This window comes from Arthrobacter sp. NPDC080086 (assembly GCF_040702285.1).
This window is the reverse complement of the sequence record NZ_JBFBKP010000023.1, coordinates 1-24,921: the sequence shown is the minus strand read 5'-3', so window position 1 is coordinate 24,921 and position 24,921 is coordinate 1. Positions and strand designations below refer to the sequence as shown.

Here is a 24,921-nt window from a genome sequence, read left to right as displayed (position 1 = left end):
GGCCCCCGCTGAGCCCGCCACCCGCACGCCGCCCGACCGGCCACCGCACCGAAAGACAACACCATGCTCAAGCGACTGAAATCCACCGAACCGGACCGGCTGAACCTGACCCTGATGCTGGTCCTGACCTTCTCCACCGGCATCATCGACGCCGTGGGTTACCTGGGCCTGGACCGGGTGTTCACCGGCAACATGACCGGCAACGTGGTGATCCTGGGCATGGCGCTGATCGGTGCGGACAACCTGCCCGTGGTGGGCCCGTCGATCGCGCTGGCCTGCTTCATGGTGGGCGCGGTGATCGCGGGCCGGACGCTTCGTCCCGAGGCCGCGGGCTGGAGCCGCCGCACCACCGTGCTGCTGGCCGCCGTCGGGCTCACCATGAGCGCGATCGCCGTCGTTCTCACCGTCCACGCCCCGCACGCCGGGGACCCGGTGACCCTGACCATCACCGGCGCGCTGGCCGTGGCAATGGGCATGCAGGCCGCCACCGCCCGGCATCTGGCCGTCAAGGACGTCACCACCGTGGTGGTCACCTCCACCCTGACCGGTCTGGCCGCCGACTCCCGGCTGGGCGGCGGCACCGGCGCGCACACCGGCCGCCGGCTGGGCGCCGTGGTGCTCATCCTGGCCGGCGCCACCGCGGGCGCGGGGCTGCTGCACATCCACCCCGGCCTCGGCGTGATGGCGACGGCGGCGCTGACCCTGCTGGTGGCGCTCACCGGGGAGATCGCCCGGGAACGCGCCGTCCACGACGCCGAGCTGGAGCCGGCCCCGCGCTGACCGTTTCCGGGCCGCGGGCCTTGGGCTTAGCGGGTCTTGGGTTCCCGCCAGGCGAGCGAGACCATCAGCACCACGGCGCCGAGGCCCAGCATCACGAACACCATCAGCCCCCAGTTGGCCTGGTTCACGCCGCTGCCGTAGAAGATGCCGATCAGCACGGTGGCGGTGATCGCGCCCAGGTACCGGCAGGTCTGGTAGATCCCGGCCGCGACGCCGCGCTCCTCCAGCCGGGTGGACGAATACATGCCCTGGCTGGAGGCGATGCTGACCACGCAGTACGGCACGCCCAGCAGTGCGGTCATGGCGAGGACCAGCGGGACGGCCAGGGACGCGGTCAGCAGCCACATGGCCCCGGACGCGGCGAGCAGCAGCACGACGCCGGCGATCAGCACCCGCCGCACGCCGTACCGGTCGATGCCCTTGACGGCGGCGGGGGTGCCCACCACGGAGATGGCCGCCAGCGGCAGCATCAGCAGGCCGACGACGCCCGGGTCGTACCCGCCGGCGGTTTGCAGCAGCTGCGGCAGGCCGAAGAACGCGAAGTAGTAGACGCCGCTGAACAGCACAAAGCCCAGGTACACCAGCAGCAGCGGCCGGTTCCGGCCGAGCAGCCGCAGGTCCAGGAACGGCGGGCTGAACCGCAGTTCCCGCACGGCGAACAGCACCGCCAGGACCACTCCGGCGCCCAGCAGCCACCAGCGGTAGCCGGGCAGCACGTTCAGCAGCGCCATCATCACCAGCGTCAGGGCGCCGATGAACGCCCCGATGCCGGGCAGGTCCGAGTCCCGCACCAGGTCCGCCACCTTGCCGCGTTCCCGTTCGCCGTCCGCGGGGGCGAAGCGGCGGACGATCAGGATGGAGGCCAGGGCCAGCGGCACGTTGATCAGGAACAGCGCCTCCCAGCCCACCAGGCTCACCAGCAGGCCGCCCACCACCGGGCCGACGGCCGCGGCGGAGGTGTTGGCCATCTGGATCCGGCCCAGCGGCCGGGTGGAGGGCACGTTGGCCTGCTTGGCCAGGGCGGCGACCATGACGACGGCGCTGGGATAGGCGCTCGCGGTGCCGAGCGCCATGAAGGCCCGGGCCACGCAGAGCAGCGCGAAGTTGGGCGCGAACGGGGCGAAGGCGCAGGTGGCCGCCACCAGGACCATGCCCAGCAGGAACAGCCGGCGCGGGCCGAACCGGTCCGCCAGCTTGCCCATCAGCGGCTGCCCGGCGGCGGACGTGAGGTAGAACGAGGTCACCACCCAGGTGACGGTGGCGACGTCGAGCTGGAAGTCGGCCTGCAGCACCACCAGGGCGACGGCGATCATCGAGGAGTTCAACGGGTTCAGCGCGGTGCCAAGGCTGAGCCCTGCGATGGCCAGACCGGTCCGGGGAGAGTTGCTCACGGCAACAGTCTGTCCCATGCGGGGCGCTGATTCGAAACGGTGTCCACGGGCGGGTTCGGCTTGCCGCGGGCCGTCCCCGTTGCGGCGGCACGGTCCCCGGGTGGGCCTTGCGGGCGGCGTTACGCTGGGAGTGCAGCTGCAGCAGCCGGCCGCCGGAACCGTTCAGCGTGGAGCATCCATGACCCAGGCCACCGCAGACCCGCCCGCCGACGCGCCCGGCGCCCACGCCGTCGAGCCCGCTGTGACCGGCACGCCCGCAGCTCAAGCCAGCCCCGGCACGCCGGGGCCCCGCGACGCCGACCTCCAGCGGATCGCGGCGGAGACCTTCGGCATCGGCACCCTGCGCGGCGGCCAGCTCGAGGGCATGGCCGCCCTGGCCGCAGGCCGCGACCTGCTGGCCGTGATGCCCACCAGTTACGGCAAGTCGCTGACCTACCAGGTCCCCGGCCTGCTGCTGCATCGCTCCGGCACCCGCTGCGGACCCACCCTGGTGATCTCGCCGCTGATCTCGCTGCAGGAGGACCAGCTGGAAGGGATCAACGGCGCCGCCGGGCCGGGCACCGCCGTCGCCATCAACTCCGCCCACACCGCCGCGGAACAGGACCGGGCCTGGGCCGCGGCGGAGGACGGGACCGCGGCCTTCCTCTTCCTGGCCCCGGAACAGCTGGCCAAGGACAGCACCGTGGAGCGGCTCGCCACGCTGGGGCTTCCGCTGCTGGTGGTGGACGAGGCGCACTGCGTCACCTCCTGGGGCCACGACTTCCGCCCCGACTACCTGCGCCTGGGCGAGGTCCGCGGGCGCCTGGGCAACCCGACGACGGCGGCCCTCACCGCCACCGCGGCCGCCCCGGTCCGCGAGGAGATCCAGCAGCGGCTGCACCTGGACCGGCCGCTGGTGCTGGTCCGTGGCTTCGACCGGCCGAACATCCACCTGGCCGTGACCCGGCATCACGAGGACAAGGAAAAGCGCCGGTCCGTGACCGCGCAGGCTGCCGGATTCGTGGCGGAGCTGCGCGGCCCGGGCCTGATCTACGCCGCCAAACGCAAGGACACCGAAAAGTACGCGGCGAAACTGACCCGGACCGGGATCCGGGCCGCCGCGTACCACGCCGGCATGCCCGCCTCCGAGCGCACCCGGGTGCACGAGGCCTTCCAGGCCGGAACCCTGGACGTGGTGGCGGCGACCACCGCGTTCGGCATGGGCATCGACAAGCCGGACGTCCGCTTCGTGCTGCACGCGGACATCCCGGAATCCCTGGACAGCTACTACCAGCAGTTCGGCCGCGCCGGACGTGATGGCCGACCCGCCCGGGCGGTGCTGCACTACCGGTCCGAGGACCTGGGCCTGCGCCGCTTCTTCACCACGCACACGCCGAACCAGCCCTCCCTGCGGGTGCTGCTGGCGGTCCTGGCCGCCAAGGACACGCCGCTCGCCCGCGACGAGCTCGCGTCCCGGACCCACTTCCCGTCCCGGCGGATCACCGCCCTGCTGAACCAACTGCAGGACACCGGTCTGCTTAACGCCGACGACGGCGGTGTGCGGCTCACCGGAGACCCGGAGGCGGCGCTGGCGCTGGCCGTCGACCTCGCCGAGACGCGGGGGCGGGTGGACCGGTCCCGGGTGGAGATGATCCGCGGCTACGCCGAGACCCACCACTGCCGGCGGCAGTTCCTGCTGGGCTACTTCGGCGAAGAGCTGCCCGGGCCCTGCGGTAACTGCGATACCTGCCAGTCAGGAGAGGCTGCTCCGGGTGGGGCCGCGGACGACGGCAAGGATTCCGGGGGCGGCGAGTCCGGGGACGGCTTTCCGGTGGGGTCCGCGGTGGTCCACGCCGACTGGGGTCCGGGCCAGGTGATCCAGTGCGACGGCGACGTCCTCACCGTGCTGTTCGATTCCGAGGGCTACAAGACCCTCTCCCATCGGGCCGTCCTGGAGCGGGGCCTCCTGAAGCGTGCCTGCTGACACCGGGCAGCTGAACATGAACGCGGCCGAAAAGCCCACTCCAAGTCTCAGTACGTAACGTCGAAGCCGGTGAACTCGCCGGTGGCCGGGGAGAGGGACTCCTCCACCTGGTCGACCCGGCCGGGCGCGTCCGGGGACCGCAACCAGGCCCGGAGCTCCAGCACCACCGACTGCGGCCCCTCCGCCACGAGCCGCACCGAGCCGTCGTCGTCGTTCCGGACCGTGCCGGTGAGCCCCAGCTTGGCGGCCTTCCGCACCGTCCAGTACCGGAAGCCAACCGCCTGGACCATGCCCGTGACCCGGGCCGTGAGCCGCACGCCGGCGCCGCCGTCGGGCCCGGACCGCTCCCCCGCATTCTCCGCCATGGACCCAATCTAGCCCCGCCCCGGAGTGTCCGGTATCCGGGACCTTCGCCCCTTTCAGCCCCCGCACGGCATTGCGGAGGGTGGAAGAAGACCCTCCGGCGGGGTCCCGGGGACACCATCCGACGTCCCGCGCACGCCCCGGATCGCCTGAAAGGAAAAGACAATGGCAGGACAATTCGAGATCTTCACCGACACAGATTCGAACGTCCGGTTCCGGCTGTTGGGGGCGGACGGCACAGTGCTCGCTGTCTCCAAACCCTTCACGGACAAGCGCTCCGCCGCGGACGGCATCATGGCCGTCCGCGAATGCGCCGGAACCGGCCTGATCCGGGAATCACACGCCACCCCCTGGGGCGGCACCACGTGGACCAAGAGCAGCCAGGCCGCCCGGGCCGGGCACCACCACCTCCGGAGGCACCTGCCCGCCGTGTAAACCGTGAGCGGACCCACGTTGACAGGGCCGCGATTTCAACCGGAGCGGGAATCCTTGCTACACCTTGACGATGCAAGAGTTCCTCTCCTCCGCAATGCCCTTCCTGGCCGTGGCCCTGGCCATCATCGCCGGGCTGGCCGCCTCCTGGCTGGTGCGCCGCATCGTCCTGCGGCTCAACCGCAAGCAGGAGGCGCTCCGGGAAACCTCCCGCGTGGCCCGGCTGCCGCTGCGCTTCGCGCTCTGCCTGATCGGCGTGCGGATCGCCCTCGCCGCCACCACCAACGACGCCGACTGGCGCCGCACACTGGACCACGGCCTCGTGATCGCGTTGATCGCCTCCGTCGCGTGGCTGGCAATCGCCGTGCTGCTGATCATCGAGACCCTGGTCACCACCCGCTACCGGGTGGACGTGGCGGACAACCGGCGGGCCCGGCGGCTGCGCACCCAGGTGATCCTGGCCCGGCGGATCGGCGCGGCCCTGGTCGCGATCGTGGCGCTGGGCATCATCCTGCTGACCTTCCCCGCGGTCCAGGCCCTGGGCGCCGGGCTGCTGGCCTCCGCGGGCCTGATCTCGATCGTGGCCGGCCTGGCGGCGCAGACCTCCCTGGTCAACGTCTTCGCCGGGATCCAGCTGGCCTTCACCGACGCCATCCGGGTGGATGACGTGGTGGTGGTGCAGAAGGAGTGGGGCCGGATCGAGGAGATCACCCTCACCTACATCGTGGTGCACATCTGGGACGACCGGCGGCTGATCCTGCCCTCGACCTACTTCACCACCACCCCGTTCGAGAACTGGACCCGGCGGCAGTCCGAGGTGATGGGCACGGTGGAGTTCGACCTGGACTGGCGCGCGCCCGTGTCCGCCATGCGGGCCGAGCTGAAGCGGGTCCTGGCCGGCACGGAGCTCTGGGACCAGCGGGTGGGGATCCTGCAGATCACCGACGCGACCGCCGGCTACGTCCGGGTCCGGATCCTGGTCAGCGCCGCGGACAGCGCCGCGCTGTTCGACCTGCGCTGCCTGATCCGGGAGGAGCTGGTGCTCTTCCTCCAGGAGAAGCACCCGACGGCGCTGCCGCACTTCCGGCTCGAGTCGCTGCCGGCCGCGATCGTGGCACCGGATGCCCGGACCCCGGCCGACCCGCACGATTCCCAGCTATTCACCGGATCCCTGGAGGCGGTGGAGCGCTCCAAGGCCTTCTCCGGCCCGGGCGAGGACGTGTTCGAGGACCGGGACAAGTCCGCCGCCTCGCAAAACTAGGGGCTCTTCCCAGCGAAGGTGTACGGGCAGATAATCGGGGGCATGACCATCCCCCCGCCGCCCGGACCCGATCCGTTCCCGCCGGAACCCGGCCCCACCTCGCCGGAACCGCAGCCCGGGGACCCGTTCCCGCCCGAGCCCGGTCCCACGCCGCCGCCAATCCCCCAGCCGACGCCGAGTCCGGCTCCCGGGCCCGCCCCGGAGCCGGGACCGACGCCGCCGGGGCCCTTGCCGATCCCCGACCCGGGACCGGTCCCGCCGCCGTCACCGATTCCGCCGGGGCCTGACCCCACGCGGTTCTAGGCCATAAAGAACAGGCCGAGGCCCTGTGCGGGACCCCGGCCGGTTCATGGTTCTTGCGCGTTACTCCGTGACGATGTCGCGGGTGCGGTGGTCGTAGCGGATCACCAGGGGTCCGCCGCGGTGGTGCACCTCGTGGTTGGCGCCGTCGAAGGCGCCGAACCGGCCGTAATTTTCGTCCCAGGAGCGGTTGATGGCGATCTTGAAGCTGTAGGCACCGGCCGGCAGGTCCGCGGCGAGCTTCCACAGCTGGTCCACCTCGTCCAGCTGCATCTGGGACTCGTCGTACTGCGGGGCCCAGTTGGCCGGGGCGCCGAGCAGGACGTTGAAGTCACCGGCGACGGCGACCTCGGCGGGCTGCTCGACGGCGGGTTCAGCGGGGGGCGCCGGGGCTTCGGCAGGAGCCGCCTTGTCCGCGGCCTTGCGCTTCCGGACGGCCTTCGCCACCGGGGCCACGGCCTCCTCAACCAGCTTCGCGGCGGTGTCCGCCACCTTTTCGGCAACCTTTTCGACAGCCTTCACGGCCTTCTCCGCCCCATGCGGGGCAGCCTTCGGTGCGCTGTGCCCGGCCGGTGCCGCGGGAAGCGGGGTGTCGGCCGGGACCGGGGTGCCGGCGTCGAGCGCGGCCGTGAAGGCGGCCGGGTCCGCGAAGGCGACCGTGGCGCGCTGGCCGTCCTCGGTAATGGTCCAGCCGGAGCGGCCCTTGATCAGCCAGCCGGCCTTCACCAGCTTCGCGGACGCGGTGGTGAGCGCCTTGTGCCCGCGCGGAATGCCGCCGCTGAGCAGCTCCCGCTCCTTGTCATTCAGCGGGACCCGGGCGATCGCCTCGCCGAGGACGACGCCGGCGTTCAGCTTCTCCCCGGACCACACCCCCTCGGTCAGGACGTCCAGCACAGCTTTCAGGCGAAGGTTAGTGTTTTCCGCAGCGTTCGCGCCCATGGGTCTCCTCTAGCAGCTATTGATCCACCTGCATTTTGCCAAGGTTCCACGGCATCCGCGACCGGGCGCGGCGATTGGACCGTTGCTGTGACCGGATATGACGCGGCGAAGCGACGTGGACGGGAAGTGGATCAGAGCTTGGGGATGAGCACCGGGGTGTTCTTCTTGTACTCCTCGTAGTCGGCCTGGCCGCCCCATTTCTTGTCCGCCTTCTTCTCCAGGTGTGGGACGCCGCTGACCTTGGTGATCAGGAGCGCGACGAACACCGGGGAGATCAGGGCCACCCACTGCCAGCCCTGCAGCACGGGCAGGGCGATGATGGCGACGCCCACCCAGAGCAGGATCTCGCCGAAGTAGTTGGGGTGCCGGGATTTCGACCACAGGCCGGTGGAGATGAACTTGCCCTTGTTGGCCGGGTCCGCGCTGAACCGGCCCTTCTGCCGGTCCGCCACCGCCTCGATGCCGAACCCGGCGATCCAGACCAGCACGCCGATCAGGGCGAACCAGTCCAGCCCCACGCGGTTGGCCGAGGTCATGGCCACCCAGGCCGCGGCGGCGGTGAAGGCCACCCAGATCCCCTGCATGGTCCAGGTGGTGAGGAAGCGGATGAATGAGGGCTTGATCTCGTCGAAGCGGTCGTCCTTGCCGGCCTTGCTGATCCGGCGGAACAGGAAGGAGCCGAGCCGAGCGGCCCACACCAGCACCAGCAGTGCCAGCAGGAAGCCCCGCGCGTCGATGCCGGGCGTGAGCAGCACCAGCAGCAGGGTGACGGCGATGTAGGTCAGGGAGCCGGTCAGGTCGTAGAACCGCTCCGTCTGGCGGAGGTAGGCCGGGATGAACGCGAGCCACTGGATGATGAACGCGGCCGCCACGGCCAGGGCGAACACCGGGATGCCACCGGCCGTGGCCCCGTTCTGGCTGCCGGCCCAGGCGAGCCCGGCTCCGAGCAGCACCACCACCGGAATGACGGCGAGGGCCTTGCGTTCGGACTCATTCATGGAGCATTCCTTCCCTAGGCGGCCCGGGTCCCGGTGCCGGCACTGACTACTAAGCCTACGAACTAGTATTGAGGAAAGTTCCGTATCCACCGGCCATGCCCCGCCCACCGTCGACCGCGCACCACGCCCCGAAGGAGCTCCCATGACCCGTCCGCTCAGGAAGTGGCTGCTGGCCTACGCCGTGACCGCCGTGATTTTCGCCGCCGTCGACGCCGTCTGGATCCTCACCGTGGCCACCCCGCAGTACCGCAGCCAGATCGGCCATCTGCTTCCGGCCAGCTTCAACGCCGCCGGCGCCGTCCTGTTCTACGTCGTCTTCGTCGCCGGGATCGTCCACTACGGCGTCCGCCCGACGGACAGCCGCGCCAGCCTCCGGAGCCGGGCCGGGTCCGGAGCGCTGTTCGGCTTCTTCACCTACGCCACCTGGGCGCTCACCGCCTTCGCCGTGCTCAAGGACTTCCCCGCCGTCGTCGCCGTCACGGACATCGCCTGGGGCGCCGCCGTGTGCGCCGCCGTCAGCCCGCTGGTGGCCCTGATCCTGCGGCTGCACCACCCCCGCGCCGGCGCCGTGACTCCCGGGGACTGAACGACCGTTGCTCCGGGCAATCAGGCTGGCTACAGTGGCCTGATCGCCGCCACCCCCGCTCCCCAGGGGGCCGATCCGCGGCCCTCCCACTGTGTCAGGAGAACCCCCATGGAACACCGCACGCTTGGTTCGCTTACCGTCTCCGCCCTGGGCCTCGGCTGCATGGGCATGAGCGAGTTCTACGGCAAGGGCGATGAGCAGGAATCCGTCGCCACCATCCACGCTTTCCTCGACGCCGGCGGCACCCTGCTGGACACCGCCGACATGTACGGGCCCTTCACCAACGAGAAGCTGGTGGGCGGCGCGATCAAGGGGCGCCGCGACGACGTGGTGCTGGCCACCAAGTTCGGCAACGAACGCCGCGAGGACGGCTCCTGGGTGGGCATCAACGGCAAGCCCGAGTACGTCCGGGCCGCGTGTGACGCGAGCCTGCAGCGCCTCGGCGTGGACCACATCGACCTGTACTACCAGCACCGGGTGGACAAGACCGTGCCGATCGAGGAGACCGTCGGCGCCATGGCCGAACTGGTCCAGGCCGGCAAGGTCAAGTACCTGGGGCTCTCGGAGGCCAGCGCGGACACCATCCGCCGGGCACACGCCGTGCACCCGATCACCGCGCTGCAGACCGAGTACTCGCTGTGGGAGCGGGAGCCGGAGACCAAGGTGTTCCCGGTCCTGGCCGAGCTGGGCATCGGCTTCGTCCCCTACAGCCCGCTGGGCCGCGGCTTCCTCACCGGGCAGCTGCGCAGTGAGGACGACTTCGCGCCCGACGACTTCCGCCGCCACTCCCCGCGCTTCCAGGGCGAGAACTTCACCCGCAACCTGGAGCTGGTGGACCGGGTGACCGAGCTGGCCACCGCCAAGGGTTGCACCCCGGCGCAGCTGGCGCTGGCGTGGTTGCTGGCCCAGGGCGAGCACATCGTCCCGATCCCCGGCACCAAGAAGCGCGACCGGCTGCAGGAGAATCTCGGAGCCGTCGACGTCGAACTCACCGCCGAGGACCTGGCCCGGCTGGAGGAGCTGGCACCGGCAGGGGTGGCCGCCGGCGGACGCTACCCGGACATGGGCAGCATCGACGCCTAGGCTCTCCCGGCCCCGCCTCCGGCTTAGCGGCCGGAGGCGGCGAGTTCGGCCAGCAGCTCGGTCTTGCGCTCCTCGCTGGCGAACGAGGACCGGATGGAGTTCGCCGCGAGCCGGACACAGTCGAACTCAGAGAGGCCGATCACGCTCCGGAGCTGGGTGAAGTTGTCGTCCACGTACCCGCCGAAGTACGCCGGATCGTCCGAGTTCACGCTGACGTTCAGGCCCGCGGCCAGCATGCCCGGCAGCGGGTGCTCGGCCAGGGTGTCCACCGCGCGAAGCCGGACGTTGGAGAGCGGGCACACGGTCAACGGCATCAGCTCCTGAACCAGGCGCTCCACCAGGTCCGGGTCCTCCATGCAGCGGATGCCGTGATCGATCCGCTCAACGTCCAGGACATCCAATGCCTCGACGATGTACGACGGCGGCCCCTCCTCGCCGGCGTGCGCGATCCGGTGCAGCCCGGCGTCCTTGGCCCGGGCGAAGAGCCGCTCGAACTTCGACGGCGGGTTGCCCACCTCCGCGGAGTCCAGGCCGATCCCGGCGATCGGGGCATCCATCGCCAGCAGCTTTTCCAGCACCTCCAGCGCGGACTCCTCGGAGAGGTCCCGCAGGAATGCGGCGATCAGCAGGGTGGAGATGCCGAACTCCTCCTGCGAGGTCGCCAGCACGGCGGCCACGCCGTTGACGCAGGTTTCCAGGGCGACGCCGCGGGAGAGGTGCGCCTGCGGGTCCAGCATGATCTCCGCGTGCCGGACCCCGGCGGTGGCGGCGCGGGACAGGTAGGCCCGGGTCATGTCCGCGAAGTCCTGCTCGGTCTGCAGCACGGCCATGTTGGCGTAGTAGAGGTCCAGGAACGACTGCAGGTCCGTGAACTCGTAGCGGGCCCGCAGCTCGTCCAGGTCCGCGTACGGCAGGGGGATGTTGTTCCGCTCCGCGAGCGCGAAGATCAACTCCGGCTGCAGCGTTCCCTCGATGTGCAGGTGCAGTTCTGCCACGGGCAGCGGGCCGTGGACCTCCTCCGGGACCTCCGCGAAGTCGGGGACCCCCTCGGGCCGGGCCTCTGCTGGGTTCTCCGCTGCCTGTCCCGTTGGCTCCTCCGCCTGCGGCGCCCCATCAACTGCCTGCGGCGCCCCAGCGCCGCCGTCGTAACTTTCCATTCGGTAAGGATATGCCCGCCGCGGGCCGGGCCGGATAGAGTCAATACAATGCAGAATGATCAGCAGGCTTCCGATTTCCCCGGCCTCGCGCCCGAGGCGCCCTCGGACGGGTTCGTCCGGGTCCGCGGCGCGCGTGAGAACAACCTGCGCAACGTCGACGTCGACGTCCCCCGCGACGCGATCGTCGCGTTCACGGGGGTGTCCGGCTCGGGCAAGTCCTCGCTGGCCTTCGGCACCATCTACGCCGAGGCCCAGCGCCGCTACTTCGAGTCGGTGGCGCCCTACGCCCGGCGGTTGATCCAGCAGGGCCACAATCCCAAGGTGGAGCTGATTACCGGGCTGCCGCCCGCCGTCGCGCTCCAGCAGCGCCGCGGCACGCCCAGCTCCCGCTCCACCGTGGGCACGGTGACCACCCTGTCCAACTCGGTGCGGATGCTCTTCTCCCGCGCCGGCACGTACCCGGCCGGTGCCGCCCCGCTGGATTCGGACGCGTTCTCGCCCAATACCGCCGCCGGCGCCTGCCCGGAATGCCACGGCCTGGGCATCGCCCACACCGTTTCGGAGTCCTCGCTGGTCCCGGACGCCGACCTGAGTATCCGCGACGGCGCGATCGCCGCGTGGCCGGGCGCCTGGCAGGGCAAGAACCTCCGCGACATCCTCAGCCACCTCGGCTACGACATCGACACCCCCTGGCGGAAGCTCCGCAAAAAGGACCGTGACTGGATCCTCTTCACCGAGGAACAACCCGTGGTGGAGGTGACGCCGCAGCGGGACCGCGTCGCCAAGCCGTACAAGGGCCGGTTCTGGAGCGCCCGCAGCTACGTGCTGCACACCCTGGCCGACTCGAAGAGTTCCACCATGCGCGAGAAGGTCCTGAAGTTCATGGAGACCGGTCCGTGCCCGCGCTGCGGCGGCAGCGGCCTGCGGCCCGAGGCCCTCGCCGTGACTTTCGCGGGCCGCACCATCGCCGAGCTGAACGCGGTCCCGATGAGTGAACTCGCCGACATCATCCGGCCCACCACCGAGCTGACCGGCGCCGGGACGGCGTCACGGAAACAGTCGTCCGGGGAAACCAACGAGGTGGCGGTCGCGATCACCCGCGACCTGTTGCAGCGTGTCACCGTGCTGCTGGACCTGGGCCTGGGCTACCTGGCGCTGGGCCGCTCCACCCCCACCCTCTCCCCCGGCGAGATGCAGCGGCTGCGGATCGCCACCCAGCTGCGGTCCGGGTTGTTCGGTGTGATCTACGTCCTGGACGAGCCCTCCGCCGGACTGCACCCGGCCGACGCGGAGCCGCTGCTGGCCGTGCTGGACCAGCTGAAATCCGCCGGTAACTCGGTGTTCGTGGTGGAGCACAACATGGACGTGGTGCGGCGGGCGGACTGGCTGGTGGACGTGGGTCCGCGGGCCGGCGAGGGTGGAGGCGAGGTGCTCTACAGCGGGCCTGTGGACGGCCTCGCCGGGGTGGACGCCTCGGTCACGCGGCCGTACCTGTTCCCCGACGCCGCTTCGCCGACCGACGACGGCGGTGCGGGTTCGCGCGGCGACGGCGGCGCACGCGACGGCGACGGCGGTGGCTCCAGGGAACCGAACGGGTGGTTGAAGCTCCGCGATATCAGCCGCCACAACCTGCAGCACCTCGACGCTGACTTCCCGCTGGGCGTCCTGACTGCCGTGACCGGCGTCTCCGGGTCCGGTAAATCCACGCTGGTCAGCCAGGTCCTGGCCGGGGTGACCGGCCGCTGGCTGCACGGGGACAACGGCGGTGCTGACGGCGACGGCACGTCCGGCGGCGCTGCCGGCACCACCGTCGGTTCCGCCGCCGACCCGGAGGACGCCGGGGACGCCGGGGACGCCGGGGAGCTCACCGAACCGCTGACCGTCGGGCCCGTGACCGGCCTGGAACTGATCGACCGTCTCGTCAAGGTGGACCAGAAGCCGATCGGCCGGACGCCGCGCTCCAACCTGGCCACCTATACCGGCCTGTTCGACGCGGTCCGGAAGGTCTTCGCCGGCACGGACGAGGCCAAGGCCCGCGGCTACGGCGCCGGCCGGTTCTCCTTCAACGTCGCCGGCGGCCGCTGCGAGACCTGTCAGGGCGAGGGCTTCGTCGCCGTCGAACTGCTCTTCCTGCCCGGCAGCTACGGCCCGTGCCCCGAATGCCACGGTTCCCGGTACAACCCGGAAACCCTGGAGGTCACCTACCGGGGCAAAAACATTGCGGAGGTTTTGGGCATGACGGTGGACGCCGCCGCCGAATTCCTTGCCCCCGTTCCGGCCGCGGCCCGCGCCCTGCAGACCCTCCGCGAGGTGGGCCTGGGCTACCTACGCTTGGGCCAACCCGCCACCGAACTCTCCGGCGGCGAGGCGCAGCGGATCAAGCTCGCCACCGAACTCCAGCGTGCTCAGCGCGGGCATTCGCTCTACCTGCTGGACGAGCCCACCACCGGGCTGCACCCTGCCGACGTCGAGCTGTTGATGGCGCAGCTGCACCGGTTGGTCGACGCCGGAAACACGGTGGTGGTGGTCGAGCACGAGATGGACGTGGTGGCCGCCGCCGACTGGGTGATCGACCTCGGCCCGGCCGGCGGGGACGCCGGCGGCAAGATCATCGCCGCGGGCGAACCGGCCGCCGTCGCCCGCTCCGCCAAGAGCCGCACCGCGCCCTACCTGAAGTCCGCCCTCGGAAGCCGCGCCCGGCGCTAAGGGAAGCGCCGGGGCAGGCGGCCGGGTTGAAACCTGCTGCGGTCTGTCCTAGCGTGGGCGGATGCCCGAAATCGGGCGATCGCATGCCCGGTGCTGCCACCACCAGAACTGCCCGACCGGCAGACACCGCAGATGACCTCTATTGTCAGGGGCGGGCAGTGGCGCGACAACGCCCGGGGACGGGCCGAGCGCAGGTGGCCCTCAGGAGCAGCTGAACCACATGAAGACCTCAACCCTCACCACTGCCGCGCGCCGCGGCGCCGCCCTGGCCGCCATCTCCGCCGCCGGCGTCGCACTTTCCGCCACCGCCGCCAGCGCCGCGACCCCCGCCGCCACGTCCACCTCCACCTGGGACGCCCTGGCCCAGTGCGAGAGCGGCGGCAACTGGAGCACCAACACCGGCAACGGCTTCTCCGGCGGCCTGCAGTTCACCCAGAGCACCTGGGCGGCCAACGGCGGCACCGGCTCCCCGGCCAACGCGACCCGCGAGCAGCAGATCGCCGTCGCCCAAAACGTCCAGGCCAGCCAAGGCTGGGGCGCGTGGCCGTCCTGCGCCGCGCAGCTTGGCCTCAGCGGAGGCGGCGGTGCCAGCGTCCCCGTCCAGTCCGCCCCTGTCCAGAGCACCCCCGTCAAGGCCGCACCCCAGGCCGCCCCGATCCAGGCACCCGTGCAGGCACCCGTTCCTGCCCGGCACGCGGCCCCGGTGGCCCTCAGCGGCGAGACCTACACGGTGCAGAGCGGCGACAGCCTCAGCACCATCGCCGAGCACCTGAACATCAAGGGCGGCTGGCAGGCCCTGGCCGACGCCAACACGGACACCATCAGCGACCCGAACCTGGTCCTCGCCGGGCAGGTCCTGCAGCTTCCGGCCTAGCTTTCAGGGCGAGACAAAACGACGACGCCGGCGCGGCCTTGGGGGGCCGCTCCGGCGTCGTCGTTTGTTGTCTTTGTCGCCGTTCAGGCGGTGCGGGGCAGTTCGCGGATGATGCGGACCTTCCACGCGGCGTCGTCGCTGGTGTCCAGCAGCGCCACCGTTCCGTGGGCCAGGTTCAGGGCCACGCGCTTGGCGGCGAGGAGCTCGAGGTAGAGCTGTTCGTTCATCCGGGCGGGGGTGTCGATGACGTACTTCACGGCGTCGCGGACCTTGCGGTAATTGTCGCTGCGCTCCCGGTGCAGGTGCAGTTCCAGCATCCGGCGCTGCTTCAGCCGCGGCTCGTGCCGGTTCAGCCAGGTCACCGCGGCGTGGACGGCCACCACCAGGGCCACGGACACCACGTAGATTTCCCAGCCGCTGGAGAGCAGGAACAGCGGAAGGTTGGCGATGGCGACCAGGGCGATCAGCATCCGGAACGCCAGGATTCTGCGCATCGTCAGAGCCACCGACGCCAGGGCCGCGCGGAAGCCGTGCTGTTCCTTGCGGGCCGCGGCCGGATCCAGGGTGAATTCCTCGAGCACCAGGATGCCGTTGGCTTCCGGGCTGAGCATTTGTCCGTATTTGGGCGCAAAAGGCGCCGTCGTTTCAGGGGTCATGGCGGATCTTCCGTGAAGCGGGGTGGTTCCGATCCATGATAGAACTCCCGGCTGGGAGCTGTCTGTAGGCGCCCGGCATGTGAACACGCTCACCCCGGGCGGCCCGCAATTGGTGATGCGGGCCCGCGGCCTCAAACTGGAGAGATGCAAACTTTCCTGCCCTACTCCGATTTCCGGCAAAGCGCCGCGGCCCTGGACCGTGCCCGGCTGGGCAAGCAGCGCGTCGAGGCCCTCCAGGTGCTCCGCGCCCTGGTCATCCCCCAGTACGGCTGGCAGACCCACCCGGCCGTCCGGATGTGGATGGGCCACGTCCCCGCGCTGACTATGTACGGTCTGGCGATGGTGGATGAATGGGTGGCCCGCGGCGGGGAAGACACCACCCGCGGCCGGATCCTGGAGTTCGCGCCGCAGGCCGGCCACCCGGACTACGCGGACCGGATCCAGATGCCATACTGGCTGGGCGACCCCGGGTTCCACCTCGCCCACCGCTCCCGCCTGCTGGCCAAGGAGCCCTCGTTCTACGCCGACGTGTTCCCCGGCACGGACCCGGACCTGGAGTACCTCTGGCCGGAGCCCAAGCTCGAGCTGCTGCCGGAGGACCCCGAGGGCGAGAAGATGTGGATCCTGCGGCTGCCCGTCGAGGGCACCGATCCCTCGGACCTGTTGACGGTGAGCCTGCCGCCCGGGCGCGGCAAGGGCGCGGCCCCGGACGACGGCGAGTACCAGTTCGTCTACGCCGAGCCCACCTCCCGCCGGCCGGAGAAGAACGCCAAGAAGCGGCCCGCGAAGGCGCAGCCGAAGAAGCCCACCCGCAAGCGTCTGGCCCAGGAGGAGGCGTTCACCACGCTCCCGGGCAAGTCCGTGGTGGCTGTCCCGTTCGACGCCGGCCGCACCTTCGCCGTCGGCAAGGTCGTGGGCCGTCCGATCGAGGTGGAGGGCCGGTTCGCCCGCGACTTCGAGGTGGACGAGGTCATCGCACGCGAGGAGTTCGACTACCCGGCCCTGCTCCAGGATCCCCGGCTCTTCTTCCCGATCCCCGCGCGCTAGGCGGGCGGGGCGGCTCGCGCGGGCCGAACCCGCGAGCCAGTCCGTTGATGTGACTGGTGGGACCAGCCCCTGTGACGTATGGTGTCAGCCACCGTCCCATCGCTTCGGCGACGGGCATCACGCCAGACGCTGCTTGGGGGAAGTCATGGCTGCAGGAGAAGGAGCCGCGGAGAAGTCGCGGCTCGCAGCTGAACGGGTTGCACGTTTGCGACGGGAGCTGGAGCACGCCGAGCGGAACGCCCACGCCTGGTCCCTGGGTGCGGCGGGCGAAGCAATTCTCGCTGAGAAACTCAGAGAGATTGCGCCGCTTGGCTGGCAGGTCATCCACGATGTCCACTGGCCGGGGCGGCCCCAGGCTAATCTTGACCACGTCCTGATCGGTCCGGGCGGCATTGTGGTGGTGGACGCCAAGAACTGGAACGGGGAGGTCACTCTCTCCGGCGGAACTCTCCGGCAAAACGGATACGCCCGACACCACAGCGTCGCCGGGGTCGGTCAGCAGGCGGCCGCCGTGGCGGCGGTCCTGGAACCGGGGCATCGGCGGTTGGTACAGGGATGGATCTGCCTGGTAGGCCAGCCGGAGCTCAGCGGTACGGCGAGCGGTGGAACACGCATCGAGGGTCTCAACACCATCGCGCGGGCGGTCGCCGAGCTGCCGACGGTCCTTGATGCGGCCCTGATTCCAACAATCCATGCCTATCTGCAGTCTCTCCTGGGTGGCGCCACCAGCCCGCAGCTGCTTTCCACGGCGCAGTTCACAGCGTCCAGCACCACAGCATCGCGGCCGCCCGGTGCCGCCACCGTGCAACCCAAAAGCCGGGGCTCCCGGCGACCCCAATCTGCGCGGCCGAAGGCGCCAGCACGGAGTCGACGCCGCGGTGGCCAACAGAAGGTGAGCTGCATCGGGGCGCTCTTCAGGTTGGCCGTCCTCATGATTCTGCTGTCCTTCATCTTCAGCTTTCTCTCCGGCCTCAGGCCTACAGCGCCGGCTGGCCCGCCAGCTCCACAGCCGACACCTACCGTGGTCCAGCCCGTTCCGAAGCGCTAACCTCGTCCACTCGCCGAGTCCCCGCAGCGGCGCGTTCCCAACCGGCCCGATCCGACCCGGCACAGAGCCCCTCCGATTTGCTGGCAGACTTGCCGGTATGACTGTTCTGCTTGCCGGATGCGGCGACCTGGGGACTGAGGCCGGGCTGCGGTTTGCCGCCGCCGGACACCGCGTGGCGGGCTGGCGACGCTCGCCGGAGAAGCTGCCTGCCGGGATCGAAGGCTTTGCGGCGGACCTGACCCGTGGTGAGCTGCCGCCCGTCCCGGCGGACACCACCGCCGTCGTCGTGGCCGTCGCCGCCGACTCGCCCACCGAGGAGGCCTACCGCGCCGCCTACGTGGACGGCCTGTCCCGGGTGCTCGACGCCGTCCTCGCCTCCGGGGCTCCCGTGCGGCGGGTGTTGTTCGTCTCCTCCACGGCGGTCTACGGCGATGCCGACGGCGGCTGGGTGGACGAGGCCTCCGCACCGAACCCCGGCGGCTTCTCCGGGCGCATCATCCTCGAGGCCGAACGGCTGCTGGCCGACCGGCTCGAGGGCACCGGCATCGCCCCGGTGGTGCTGCGCCTCGGCGGGATCTACGGCCCGGGCCGGACCCGGCTGATCGACATGGTCCGCGGCGGCAAGGCCACACTGCCGGCAGGTTCCAAGCTCACCAACCGCATCCACCGCGACGACGCCGCCGCCGCGATCGTGCGCCTCTGCACGATGGAGGCCGAACCAGCTCCGCTCTACCTGGGCGTCGACAACGAACCGGCCGAGATGGCGGACGTCCTGACCTTCCTCGCCGCGGAGCTGGGCCTGCCCGCCCCGCAGCCGGCGGACCCCGACGGCGGCGGCCGCACCGGCAGTGACCGCCCCACCTCGGGCCGTTCCTCCGGGGAACCGTCCCGCGGCGGCAACAAGAAGGTCAGCAACGCCCTGCTGCGCGGCACCGGCCTGGAGTTCACCTACCCGAGCTACCGTGAGGGCTACCGCGCCGTGCTGGCCGGCGTCGGCGTCCGCCACCCCTAACTCGGACCGCAGCAGAACCACGCCACCCACCCGTCCCAAGGAGCAGCATGGACTTCAGGAGCATCATCGAGGCCGTCGGCGGCTTCATGGACTTCGCCGGGGTGGCGGTGATGGTGGTGGGCGCCCTGGTGTCGCTGCCGATGGCGCTGCGGGGCGTCCAGCCCCGCGGTCTGCCCGCGGATTCGGAGCCGCTCTCGAAATACCGGTCCTACCGGCAGCTGCTGGGCCGCTCGATCCTGCTGGGCCTGGAACTGTTGGTCGCGGCGGACATCATCCGCACCGTGGCCATCACCCCCACCTTTGAGAGCGTCGCCGTCCTCGCCATCATCGTGCTGATCCGGACGTTCCTGAGCTTCTCGCTGGAACTGGAAATCACCGGCCGCTGGCCCTGGCAGAAGCCCTCCTCCGGCAGCCGGGCCGAGACCGGCGCTGCCTGACCGTTCCTCCCTGAGCAAAACCCCTTCTCCGGCCAGCCGCACCCGGTTAGGCTCGCGAAATGACGGAAACCACAGCCTCCAAAGCCACCGAACTCCTCCGCCTGCACCAGGCACCCGAGATCCTCCAGGTCGTCAACGTCTGGGACGCCATCAGCGCCAAGGTCATCGGCGACGTGCCCGGCACCCGGGCCCTCGCCACGGCCAGCCACTCCATCGCCGCCTCGCTCGGCTACGAGGACGGCGAGAACATCCCGCTCGATGAGATGATCGCCGCCATCGGCCGGATCACGGCCGCCACGGACCTGCCGGTCAGCGCCGACCTCGAATCGGGCTACGGCACCCCCGGCGAAGCCGTGCGGAAGGCGATCGGCGTCGGCGTCGTCGGCGCGAACATCGAGGACCAGATGCGTCCCCTCGCGGACGCGGTCGCCCAGATGCGCTCGGTGACGGAGGCCGCCGCGGACGAAGGCATCGACTTCGTTCTCAACGCCCGCACGGACGCGTTCCTCAAGGGCAAGGACCGGGACCAGCGCGAGGTCCTGACCGACGCGATCGAACGCGGCCGCGCCTTCCTGGACGTCGGCGCCACCACCGTGTTCGTGCCGGGGCTGCTGGACGAGGGGACCGTCGCCGCGCTGGTGGACGGGATCGGCTGGAACAAGGTCTCCGTCATCAACGTCCCCGGCTCCCTGGCCCCGGCCCGGCTGCAGGAACTCGGCGTCGCCCGGATCTCCTACGGCCCGTGGACCCAGCGGGTGGCGCTGACCGCCCTGGCCGACACCGCCGCCCAGCTCCTCGCCGGCGGCGCCCTGCCCGACGGCACCCGGCCGCTGAACTGATGGATCCCTGGCCCGCGGCGCCGGAGCTGCCCCGCCCGGTCATTATGGACCAGCGCTGGAGCCACGCCGTGTTCCTGCACTGGCGCATCCCCCGGCCCGCCGCCGCGCGCTTCATGCCCGCGGGGGTGGAGCCGGACGAGTTCGACGGGTCCGCCTGGGTGGGCCTGATCGGCTTCCGGATGCAGGGCGCTGGCATCGGCACCGGCCCGGCCATCCCGTATTTCGGCAGCTTCACCGAGATCAACGTCCGGCTCTATTCGCGGGAACCGGACGGCACCCGGGGCGTGGTGTTCCTGTCCCTGGACGCTTCCCGGCTGGCGGTGGTCCTCGCGGCGCGGGCCGCGGGCATCCCCTACGTCTGGTCCCGGGACGGCTACCGCCCGCAGACCCCGGAGGACCCCGCCACCGGGTACACGGTGCGGCGGTTCCGGGGCGGCGCGGCCAGCGACTTCGCCGTGGTTCCGGACTACGACGGCGCCGCCGGAGACCCGCTGTCCGTGCACCTGACGGCGCGGTTCGGGCTGCACTCCCGGTTCCACGGCCAGACCCTCTACATCCCCAACACGCACACCCCCTGGCCGCTGTACCCGGCGCGGATCGCGCGGCTGGAGGACGGGCTGGTGGCCGCGGCCGGGATCGCGGTGGACGGGCCGCCGGAGTCGGTGCTGTACTCCCCCGGGGTCCGGACCCAGTTCGGCCGGCCCCGGGCACTGACGGGTTCCGGCCGGGCGAGCTCCGGCCGCGGCTGAGGCGCTCCCCGATCCGTCCTGACGGGCTTCAAGGGTCTTTCTTCCCTGTCCGTCGCGCCCGGGGAGGCGTGTAGTGGATGGGGTCCGGTCTCCACCCCGGGAGCCAAGGCAGGCACATCATGGAGCACATCTCCCCACCTCTTAGACGCCGCATGGTCGCCCTGACGGGAGCAGCCGTCCTGTGCGGATCATTATTCGCGGCCGCGGATCCCGCCCGGGCCGACGACGGCGGTCCGGTCAGCATCGAGGCGGCGGCCCTCCGCAGCCACGGCGCGGACGTGAGGGTCAGGCTCAGCTACCGGTGCGACGAGGGCCGGAGCGCCGGCGTCGGGATCGTCCTCAGCCAGGCAACACCGTCCGGGCCGGATGTCGTCGGCGGCGCCGGTACGGGCCAGCGCCCCTGTACCGGTGAGACAGAGACCGTCACGCTCACGTTGCCGGCCGCAGGCGGCCGCTTCGCTTCCGGAGAGGCCTCGGCGGCCGTGTCGCTCTTCACCAACGCGCCCGGGACACCGGACACTATCGAGCAGTTCACGACGACGGTCTGCCTGGAGCACGGCGGCCCCGGTAGCCAGACCGGTCCTTGACCGTCCTGCCGCCGCGTCCGGGTTACCGTCCCGCGGCGTACCCTTGCGCGCCCCGCGGGTTCGCGGCCGCCTGCAGCACGCCGGTTTCCGGGTCCCGCGCGACAGCAGAGATCCGGCCCAGGCTCCAGCCCGGCGCCGTCGTCACCGCGTGTCCGCGGCGCTTCAGCCCGGCGATGACCTCGTCGCCCAGCCGTTCCTCGACCACCGCGCCGCCGGGTTCCCAGGTGCGGGGCCAGAAGGAGCCCGGCATCGACGTCGTGTGGAAGGTGGGCGCGTCGATGGCCTGCTGCGGCGTGTACCCGCCCACGATGGTGCGCAGCAGGTACGGCAGCTGCCACTGGTCCTGCTGGTCGCCGCCGGGTGAGCCGAGGGCGGTGACGGCCTGCCCGTCGCGGAGCACCAGGGTGGGCGTCAGCGTGGTGCGGGGCCGCTTCCCCGGCGTCAGGGTGGAGGGGGTGTCCTCCTCGAGCCAGGTCATCTGCAGCCGGGTGCCCAGGCAGAATCCCAGCTCCGGGATGGCCGGGGAGGACTGCAGCCAGCCGCCGGAGGGGGTGGCGGAGATCATGTTGCCCCAGCGGTCGACGACGTCCACGTGGCAGGTGTCGCCGCGGGTCTCGCCGGTGCGGGCCACCGTCGGTTCCCCGGCGCCGAGCCCCGCCGGGCCCGGCCCGGCGCCGTCGTGGACCAACGCGGGCGGCGTGTACTCGGTCCGCAGCGGCGGCAGGTAGGGTTCCCGGCCGGGCACCGTCCCGGGGCGGAACTCGTGGGAAGCCCGCTCGGTGATCAGCGCCCGCCGCTCGGCGCAGTATTCGGGCGAGAGCAGGTAGTCCAGCGGCACCTCGGTGTCGCCGTAGTAGGCCTCCCGGTCCGCCAGCGCCAGTTTCTGCGCCTCCAGGATGGTGTGGGCGCCGAGCTCGGTGGACGGGTCCAGGTACCGGTCCTCGAAGCCCTCCAGGATTGCGAGCGTCTGGAGCAGCGCCGGCCCCTGTCCCCAGGGACCGGTCTTGGCGATGGTGTAGCCGCGGAACTCTACCGTGGCGGCGGGCTCGTACCCGGCGCGGAATCCGGACAGGTCCCCGGCCGCCAGCACGCCGGCGTGGTCCGTTCCGGAGGAGTGCCGGTGCGGGAGCTGGACGGAGGCGACCATGGCGCTGGCCACGAACCCCTCGCTCCACTCGCGCCGGGCCGCGTCGATCCGGTCCTCGCGGGAGCCGCCGTCGGCCTGCCCGGCCGTGACCAGGCGCTCCAGGGTGCGGGCGTAGGCCGGGTTGCGGAACAGCTCCCCCTCGGCGGGGATGGTGCCGCCGGGCATCCAGAGCTCGGCGGAGCTGGGCCAGTGCTCGCGGAACAGCTCGGCCACGGTCGCGATCGTGGCGCCCACCCGGCTCAGCAGGGGGTGTCCGTCGCGCGCGTAGCCGATCGCGAACTCCAGCACCGCGTCCAGTTCCCACGTGCCGTGGTCGCGCAGCAGGAGGAGCCAGGCGTCGACGGCGGCGGGCACGGCCGCGGCGAGGGCCCCGGACCCGGGAACCAGGTCCAGGCCCTCGCTGCGGTAATGCTCCACGGTGGCGGCGGCCGGCGCCGGGCCCTGACCCATGAGCACCACCGGGGTGTCCGGGTCCGCGGCGGTGACCAAGACGCCGGTCATGTCCCCGCCGGGACCGTTGAGGTGCGGCTCGACGACGTGCAGGACGAAGGCGGCCGCGACGGCGCCGTCGAACGCGTTGCCGCCGCGTTCCAGCACCGCCTGCGCGGCCGCCGTCGCCAGCCAGTGCGTCGAGGCACTCATGCCGAAGGTGCCCTGCAGGGTGGGCCGGGTGGTGAACAGATCCGGAGCGGTAAACGTCATGCTCAGCCGAACAGCGCCGTCACTTTGGTCAGCGTCTCGTAGACGCCGTAAGCCAGCGGCAGGCCCACCAAGGCCCACGCGATGGTCAGCCGGGCGGGGGACGCGTTGACGGGGCTGTCGGCTCCGTGCGGGTGCTGGGTGCTCATCTCAGGCCTCCATGGCGGGTTCGGTGGAGCGGTTGCTCTCGGGACGGGGTTCGTGGAAGCGGGCGGCGACGGGCTTGACCATCAGGTTGGCCACGAAGCCCACCACCAGCAGGGCCACCATGGTCAGCAGCGCCGGCTGGTAGGACGCGGCGTTGAGCTTGCCCGGGGTGCCCTGGGCGTCGAGGAACGCGTTGACGATCAGCGGCCCGGCGACGCCGGCGGCGGACCAGGCGGTCAGCAGCCGGCCATGGATCGCGCCCACTTGGAAGGTGCCGAAGAGGTCCCGCAGGTAGGCCGGGGCGGTCGCGAAGCCGCCGCCGTAGAAGGAAATGATCAGGAACGCCAGCGCTACGTAGAGGATGGTGGTGGAGGACCCGGCCAGGGCCAGCAGCACGTACAGCACGGCGCCGACGCCCAGGTACACCATGTAGATGCGCTTGCGGCCGGTGACGTCGGAGGTGGCGGACCAGGCGAAGCGGCCGGCCATGTTGCCGATGGACAGCAGCCCCACGAAACCGGCGGCGACGGCCGCGCTGACCAGTGAGGTGCCGCCGGGCTGGCGGAAGAAGTCCTGGATCATCGGGGCGGCCTGCTCCAGGATGCCAATGCCGGCGGTGACGTTGCAGAACAGCGCCACCCAGACCAGCCAGAACTGCGGCGTCTTCACCGCGTTCTTGGCCGAGACGTTGTCCGTGGTGACCAGCTTCGCGGCCTTGACCTTGGACGGGTCGAAGCCGACGGGCTTCCAGCCGTCGGCGGGGACCTTGATGGTGAACGCGCCGAAGAGCATGTAGGCGAGGTAGACGACGGCGAGGGTCAGGAAGAGCTTGCCGACGGCGTCGCCGCTGGCCACCCAGCCCTGGGCGCTGGAGTTGGGGTCGTAGGCCTTCAGCAGGGCGGTGGAGACGGGGCTGGCGATCAGCGCGCCGCCGCCGAAGCCCATGATGGCCATGCCGGTGGCCAGGCCCGGCCGGTCCGGGAACCACTTGATCAGGGTGGACACCGGCGAGATGTAGCCGATGCCCAGGCCAATGCCACCCACCACGCCGTAGCCCAGGTAGACCAGCCACAGCTGGCGGGTGAAGATGCCGAGGGAGCCGATCAGGAAGCCGCTGGCCCAGAACATGGCCGAGGTGAACATGGCCTTGCGCGGGCCGTTCTTGTCCACCCAGGTGCCCATGATGGCGGCGGAGAGGCCCAGCATCACGATGGCGATGGAGAAGATGATACCGATCTCAGTCAGGCTGGCGCCAAAGTGTTTGACCAGGGCGGTCTTGTACACGCTGGTGGCGTAGGCCTGGCCGATGCACAGGTGCACGGCGAGCGCGGCGGGCGGAACCAGCCAGCGGTTGAACCCCGGAGGGGCGATTGTGCGGTCACGGTCCAGCCAGCCCATTGGTGCTCCCCTTGCTCAGTCGGGGACGACGCCGTCCCCGCAGTTTGATCTGCGCCTCCCCGGGGCACAGAGGCGAAAGGCCTCACTTGGGCCGTTGCCTCCGGCAATCATGGTGCAGATCACACGTCGGCGTCGAGGTTCCGAAGTCACGACGGGCGGTTTCACGATGAGCGGTAGCATTTTCGCGACGAACGGTAGGCGCTACTTCCCGAGTCCCGCCCGCCGCAGGGCTTCGGCCATCGCGGTGTTCCCCGGCGCCGGGGCGGCAGGTCCCTTGGGAGCCGACGTCGGGCGTGGCCCGTGCTGGCCCCGGCGGTCGCCG

General features: G+C 71.1%; 24 protein-coding genes. 15 read left to right on the top strand and 9 right to left on the bottom strand.

Going from position 1 to position 24,921, the window contains the following annotated elements; all coding sequences use genetic code 11:
• Positions 1 to 63 precede the first annotated feature (63 nt).
• Entirely contained in the window at positions 64 to 780 is a 717-nt protein-coding gene (locus AB0305_RS10230; protein WP_364138555.1) for a YoaK family protein, read from the top strand.
• A 26-nt stretch (positions 781 to 806) separates the two neighbouring features.
• Here the strand turns inward: AB0305_RS10230 and AB0305_RS10225 are convergent, their stop codons facing one another.
• Positions 807 to 2,171: an MFS transporter gene (locus AB0305_RS10225; RefSeq protein ID WP_364138557.1), complete on the bottom strand. Its 1,365-nt coding sequence runs from the start codon at positions 2,169 to 2,171 to the stop codon at positions 807 to 809.
• A gap of 178 nt (positions 2,172 to 2,349) precedes the next feature.
• Between AB0305_RS10225 and AB0305_RS10220 the strand changes: the two genes are divergently transcribed.
• A complete protein-coding gene (locus tag AB0305_RS10220; RefSeq protein ID WP_364138559.1) occupies positions 2,350 to 4,134 on the top strand; it encodes a RecQ family ATP-dependent DNA helicase in 1,785 nt (594 codons plus the stop codon).
• 47 nt (positions 4,135 to 4,181) lie between these two features.
• Here the strand turns inward: AB0305_RS10220 and AB0305_RS10215 are convergent, their stop codons facing one another.
• On the bottom strand, positions 4,182 to 4,499 hold the full coding sequence (locus AB0305_RS10215; RefSeq protein WP_364138561.1) for an acylphosphatase: 318 nt from the start codon (positions 4,497 to 4,499) through the stop codon (positions 4,182 to 4,184).
• 163 nt (positions 4,500 to 4,662) lie between these two features.
• Here AB0305_RS10215 and AB0305_RS10210 point away from each other — a divergent pair, with 163 nt between their 5' ends.
• Complete coding sequence (locus AB0305_RS10210) at positions 4,663 to 4,932, top strand: DUF1508 domain-containing protein (RefSeq protein WP_364138563.1); 270 nt, start codon at positions 4,663 to 4,665, stop codon at positions 4,930 to 4,932.
• A gap of 70 nt (positions 4,933 to 5,002) precedes the next feature.
• On the top strand, positions 5,003 to 6,190 hold the full coding sequence (locus AB0305_RS10205) for a mechanosensitive ion channel domain-containing protein (protein WP_364138565.1): 1,188 nt from the start codon (positions 5,003 to 5,005) through the stop codon (positions 6,188 to 6,190).
• A gap of 363 nt (positions 6,191 to 6,553) precedes the next feature.
• Here the strand turns inward: AB0305_RS10205 and AB0305_RS10200 are convergent, their stop codons facing one another.
• Together AB0305_RS10200 and AB0305_RS10195 are read right to left on the bottom strand one after the other, a co-directional pair.
• Positions 6,554 to 7,429 (bottom strand): glycosidase, encoded by an 876-nt coding sequence (locus tag AB0305_RS10200; protein WP_364138567.1) that lies wholly within the window; start codon positions 7,427 to 7,429, stop codon positions 6,554 to 6,556.
• 131 nt (positions 7,430 to 7,560) lie between these two features.
• Positions 7,561 to 8,427 carry a DUF1295 domain-containing protein gene (locus tag AB0305_RS10195; RefSeq protein WP_364138569.1) on the bottom strand — a complete coding sequence of 289 codons (867 nt, stop codon included), beginning with the start codon at positions 8,425 to 8,427 and terminating at the stop codon, positions 7,561 to 7,563.
• A gap of 142 nt (positions 8,428 to 8,569) precedes the next feature.
• On the opposite strand from AB0305_RS10195, the gene AB0305_RS10190 reads away from it, so the two are divergent.
• Together AB0305_RS10190 and AB0305_RS10185 are read left to right on the top strand one after the other, a co-directional pair.
• Positions 8,570 to 9,013: a DUF2177 family protein gene (locus tag AB0305_RS10190; protein WP_364138571.1), complete on the top strand. Its 444-nt coding sequence runs from the start codon at positions 8,570 to 8,572 to the stop codon at positions 9,011 to 9,013.
• A 108-nt stretch (positions 9,014 to 9,121) separates the two neighbouring features.
• Complete coding sequence (locus AB0305_RS10185; protein ID WP_364138574.1) at positions 9,122 to 10,096, top strand: aldo/keto reductase; 975 nt, start codon at positions 9,122 to 9,124, stop codon at positions 10,094 to 10,096.
• Positions 10,097 to 10,119: 23 nt separating this feature from the next.
• Here the strand turns inward: AB0305_RS10185 and AB0305_RS10180 are convergent, their stop codons facing one another.
• Positions 10,120 to 11,253 (bottom strand): adenosine deaminase, encoded by a 1,134-nt coding sequence (locus AB0305_RS10180; RefSeq protein ID WP_364138577.1) that lies wholly within the window; start codon positions 11,251 to 11,253, stop codon positions 10,120 to 10,122.
• A 48-nt stretch (positions 11,254 to 11,301) separates the two neighbouring features.
• Here AB0305_RS10180 and AB0305_RS10175 point away from each other — a divergent pair, with 48 nt between their 5' ends.
• The gene (locus AB0305_RS10175) at positions 11,302 to 13,959 is read left to right on the top strand and encodes an excinuclease ABC subunit UvrA (RefSeq protein ID WP_364138579.1); all 2,658 of its coding nucleotides are present in this window, start codon (positions 11,302 to 11,304) and stop codon (positions 13,957 to 13,959) included.
• A 220-nt stretch (positions 13,960 to 14,179) separates the two neighbouring features.
• On the top strand, positions 14,180 to 14,833 hold the full coding sequence (locus tag AB0305_RS10170) for a transglycosylase family protein (protein ID WP_364138582.1): 654 nt from the start codon (positions 14,180 to 14,182) through the stop codon (positions 14,831 to 14,833).
• 83 nt (positions 14,834 to 14,916) lie between these two features.
• Here the strand turns inward: AB0305_RS10170 and AB0305_RS10165 are convergent, their stop codons facing one another.
• The gene (locus tag AB0305_RS10165) at positions 14,917 to 15,489 is read right to left on the bottom strand and encodes a hypothetical protein (protein WP_364138584.1); all 573 of its coding nucleotides are present in this window, start codon (positions 15,487 to 15,489) and stop codon (positions 14,917 to 14,919) included.
• 144 nt (positions 15,490 to 15,633) lie between these two features.
• Here AB0305_RS10165 and AB0305_RS10160 point away from each other — a divergent pair, with 144 nt between their 5' ends.
• The 7 genes from AB0305_RS10160 to AB0305_RS10130 all read left to right on the top strand — a co-directional run bounded on the left by AB0305_RS10160 (position 15,634) and on the right by AB0305_RS10130 (position 21,208).
• Positions 15,634 to 16,536 (top strand): MSMEG_6728 family protein, encoded by a 903-nt coding sequence (locus AB0305_RS10160; RefSeq protein WP_364138586.1) that lies wholly within the window; start codon positions 15,634 to 15,636, stop codon positions 16,534 to 16,536.
• A gap of 145 nt (positions 16,537 to 16,681) precedes the next feature.
• Positions 16,682 to 17,584 (top strand): nuclease-related domain-containing protein, encoded by a 903-nt coding sequence (locus AB0305_RS10155; protein ID WP_364138588.1) that lies wholly within the window; start codon positions 16,682 to 16,684, stop codon positions 17,582 to 17,584.
• A 97-nt stretch (positions 17,585 to 17,681) separates the two neighbouring features.
• Complete coding sequence (locus tag AB0305_RS10150; protein WP_364138591.1) at positions 17,682 to 18,596, top strand: SDR family oxidoreductase; 915 nt, start codon at positions 17,682 to 17,684, stop codon at positions 18,594 to 18,596.
• A 47-nt stretch (positions 18,597 to 18,643) separates the two neighbouring features.
• Positions 18,644 to 19,033 (top strand): DUF1622 domain-containing protein, encoded by a 390-nt coding sequence (locus AB0305_RS10145; RefSeq protein WP_364138593.1) that lies wholly within the window; start codon positions 18,644 to 18,646, stop codon positions 19,031 to 19,033.
• Positions 19,034 to 19,092: 59 nt separating this feature from the next.
• Positions 19,093 to 19,872: an isocitrate lyase/phosphoenolpyruvate mutase family protein gene (locus AB0305_RS10140; RefSeq protein WP_364138596.1), complete on the top strand. Its 780-nt coding sequence runs from the start codon at positions 19,093 to 19,095 to the stop codon at positions 19,870 to 19,872.
• Positions 19,872 to 20,621: a DUF2071 domain-containing protein gene (locus AB0305_RS10135; RefSeq protein WP_364138599.1), complete on the top strand. Its 750-nt coding sequence runs from the start codon at positions 19,872 to 19,874 to the stop codon at positions 20,619 to 20,621. The genes AB0305_RS10140 and AB0305_RS10135 overlap by 1 nt, the downstream gene beginning before the upstream one ends.
• Before the next feature lie 152 nt (positions 20,622 to 20,773).
• Entirely contained in the window at positions 20,774 to 21,208 is a 435-nt protein-coding gene (locus AB0305_RS10130; RefSeq protein WP_366172800.1) for a hypothetical protein, read from the top strand.
• Between the two features lie 22 nt (positions 21,209 to 21,230).
• On the opposite strand, the gene AB0305_RS10125 is transcribed toward AB0305_RS10130, so the two are convergent.
• From AB0305_RS10125 to AB0305_RS10115, 3 genes are read right to left on the bottom strand one after another with little or no spacing between them, the layout of a single operon-like run.
• Positions 21,231 to 23,057, bottom strand: a complete 1,827-nt coding sequence (locus tag AB0305_RS10125; protein WP_364138605.1) for a gamma-glutamyltransferase — start codon at positions 23,055 to 23,057, stop codon at positions 21,231 to 21,233.
• Between the two features lie 2 nt (positions 23,058 to 23,059).
• Positions 23,060 to 23,203 carry a hypothetical protein gene (locus tag AB0305_RS10120; RefSeq protein ID WP_364138608.1) on the bottom strand — a complete coding sequence of 48 codons (144 nt, stop codon included), beginning with the start codon at positions 23,201 to 23,203 and terminating at the stop codon, positions 23,060 to 23,062.
• A gap of 1 nt (position 23,204) precedes the next feature.
• On the bottom strand, positions 23,205 to 24,599 hold the full coding sequence (locus AB0305_RS10115; protein ID WP_364138611.1) for an OFA family MFS transporter: 1,395 nt from the start codon (positions 24,597 to 24,599) through the stop codon (positions 23,205 to 23,207).
• Positions 24,600 to 24,921 lie beyond the last annotated feature (322 nt).

Excerpts from the sequence above, each read along its gene's own strand:
- AB0305_RS10120 (WP_364138608.1), bottom strand. The coding sequence starts at position 23,203 with ATGAGCACCCAGCACCCGCACGGAGCCGACAGCCCCGTCAACGCGTCC.
- AB0305_RS10125 (WP_364138605.1), bottom strand. The coding sequence starts at position 23,057 with ATGACGTTTACCGCTCCGGATCTGTTCACCACCCGGCCCACCCTGCAG.
- AB0305_RS10140 (WP_364138596.1), top strand. The coding sequence starts at position 19,093 with ATGACGGAAACCACAGCCTCCAAAGCCACCGAACTCCTCCGCCTGCAC.
- AB0305_RS10205 (WP_364138565.1), top strand. The coding sequence starts at position 5,003 with ATGCAAGAGTTCCTCTCCTCCGCAATGCCCTTCCTGGCCGTGGCCCTG.
- AB0305_RS10160 (WP_364138586.1), top strand. The coding sequence starts at position 15,634 with ATGCAAACTTTCCTGCCCTACTCCGATTTCCGGCAAAGCGCCGCGGCC.
- AB0305_RS10130 (WP_366172800.1), top strand. The coding sequence starts at position 20,774 with ATGGTCGCCCTGACGGGAGCAGCCGTCCTGTGCGGATCATTATTCGCG.
- AB0305_RS10190 (WP_364138571.1), top strand. The coding sequence starts at position 8,570 with ATGACCCGTCCGCTCAGGAAGTGGCTGCTGGCCTACGCCGTGACCGCC.
- AB0305_RS10185 (WP_364138574.1), top strand. The coding sequence starts at position 9,122 with ATGGAACACCGCACGCTTGGTTCGCTTACCGTCTCCGCCCTGGGCCTC.
- AB0305_RS10165 (WP_364138584.1), bottom strand. The coding sequence starts at position 15,489 with ATGACCCCTGAAACGACGGCGCCTTTTGCGCCCAAATACGGACAAATG.
- AB0305_RS10215 (WP_364138561.1), bottom strand. The coding sequence starts at position 4,499 with ATGGCGGAGAATGCGGGGGAGCGGTCCGGGCCCGACGGCGGCGCCGGC.
- AB0305_RS10145 (WP_364138593.1), top strand. The coding sequence starts at position 18,644 with ATGGACTTCAGGAGCATCATCGAGGCCGTCGGCGGCTTCATGGACTTC.
- AB0305_RS10210 (WP_364138563.1), top strand. The coding sequence starts at position 4,663 with ATGGCAGGACAATTCGAGATCTTCACCGACACAGATTCGAACGTCCGG.
- AB0305_RS10150 (WP_364138591.1), top strand. The coding sequence starts at position 17,682 with ATGACTGTTCTGCTTGCCGGATGCGGCGACCTGGGGACTGAGGCCGGG.
- AB0305_RS10180 (WP_364138577.1), bottom strand. The coding sequence starts at position 11,253 with ATGGAAAGTTACGACGGCGGCGCTGGGGCGCCGCAGGCAGTTGATGGG.
- AB0305_RS10220 (WP_364138559.1), top strand. The coding sequence starts at position 2,350 with ATGACCCAGGCCACCGCAGACCCGCCCGCCGACGCGCCCGGCGCCCAC.
- AB0305_RS10200 (WP_364138567.1), bottom strand. The coding sequence starts at position 7,429 with ATGGGCGCGAACGCTGCGGAAAACACTAACCTTCGCCTGAAAGCTGTG.
- AB0305_RS10115 (WP_364138611.1), bottom strand. The coding sequence starts at position 24,599 with ATGGGCTGGCTGGACCGTGACCGCACAATCGCCCCTCCGGGGTTCAAC.
- AB0305_RS10170 (WP_364138582.1), top strand. The coding sequence starts at position 14,180 with ATGAAGACCTCAACCCTCACCACTGCCGCGCGCCGCGGCGCCGCCCTG.
- AB0305_RS10175 (WP_364138579.1), top strand. The coding sequence starts at position 11,302 with ATGCAGAATGATCAGCAGGCTTCCGATTTCCCCGGCCTCGCGCCCGAG.
- AB0305_RS10155 (WP_364138588.1), top strand. The coding sequence starts at position 16,682 with ATGGCTGCAGGAGAAGGAGCCGCGGAGAAGTCGCGGCTCGCAGCTGAA.
- AB0305_RS10230 (WP_364138555.1), top strand. The coding sequence starts at position 64 with ATGCTCAAGCGACTGAAATCCACCGAACCGGACCGGCTGAACCTGACC.
- AB0305_RS10195 (WP_364138569.1), bottom strand. The coding sequence starts at position 8,427 with ATGAATGAGTCCGAACGCAAGGCCCTCGCCGTCATTCCGGTGGTGGTG.
- AB0305_RS10135 (WP_364138599.1), top strand. The coding sequence starts at position 19,872 with ATGGATCCCTGGCCCGCGGCGCCGGAGCTGCCCCGCCCGGTCATTATG.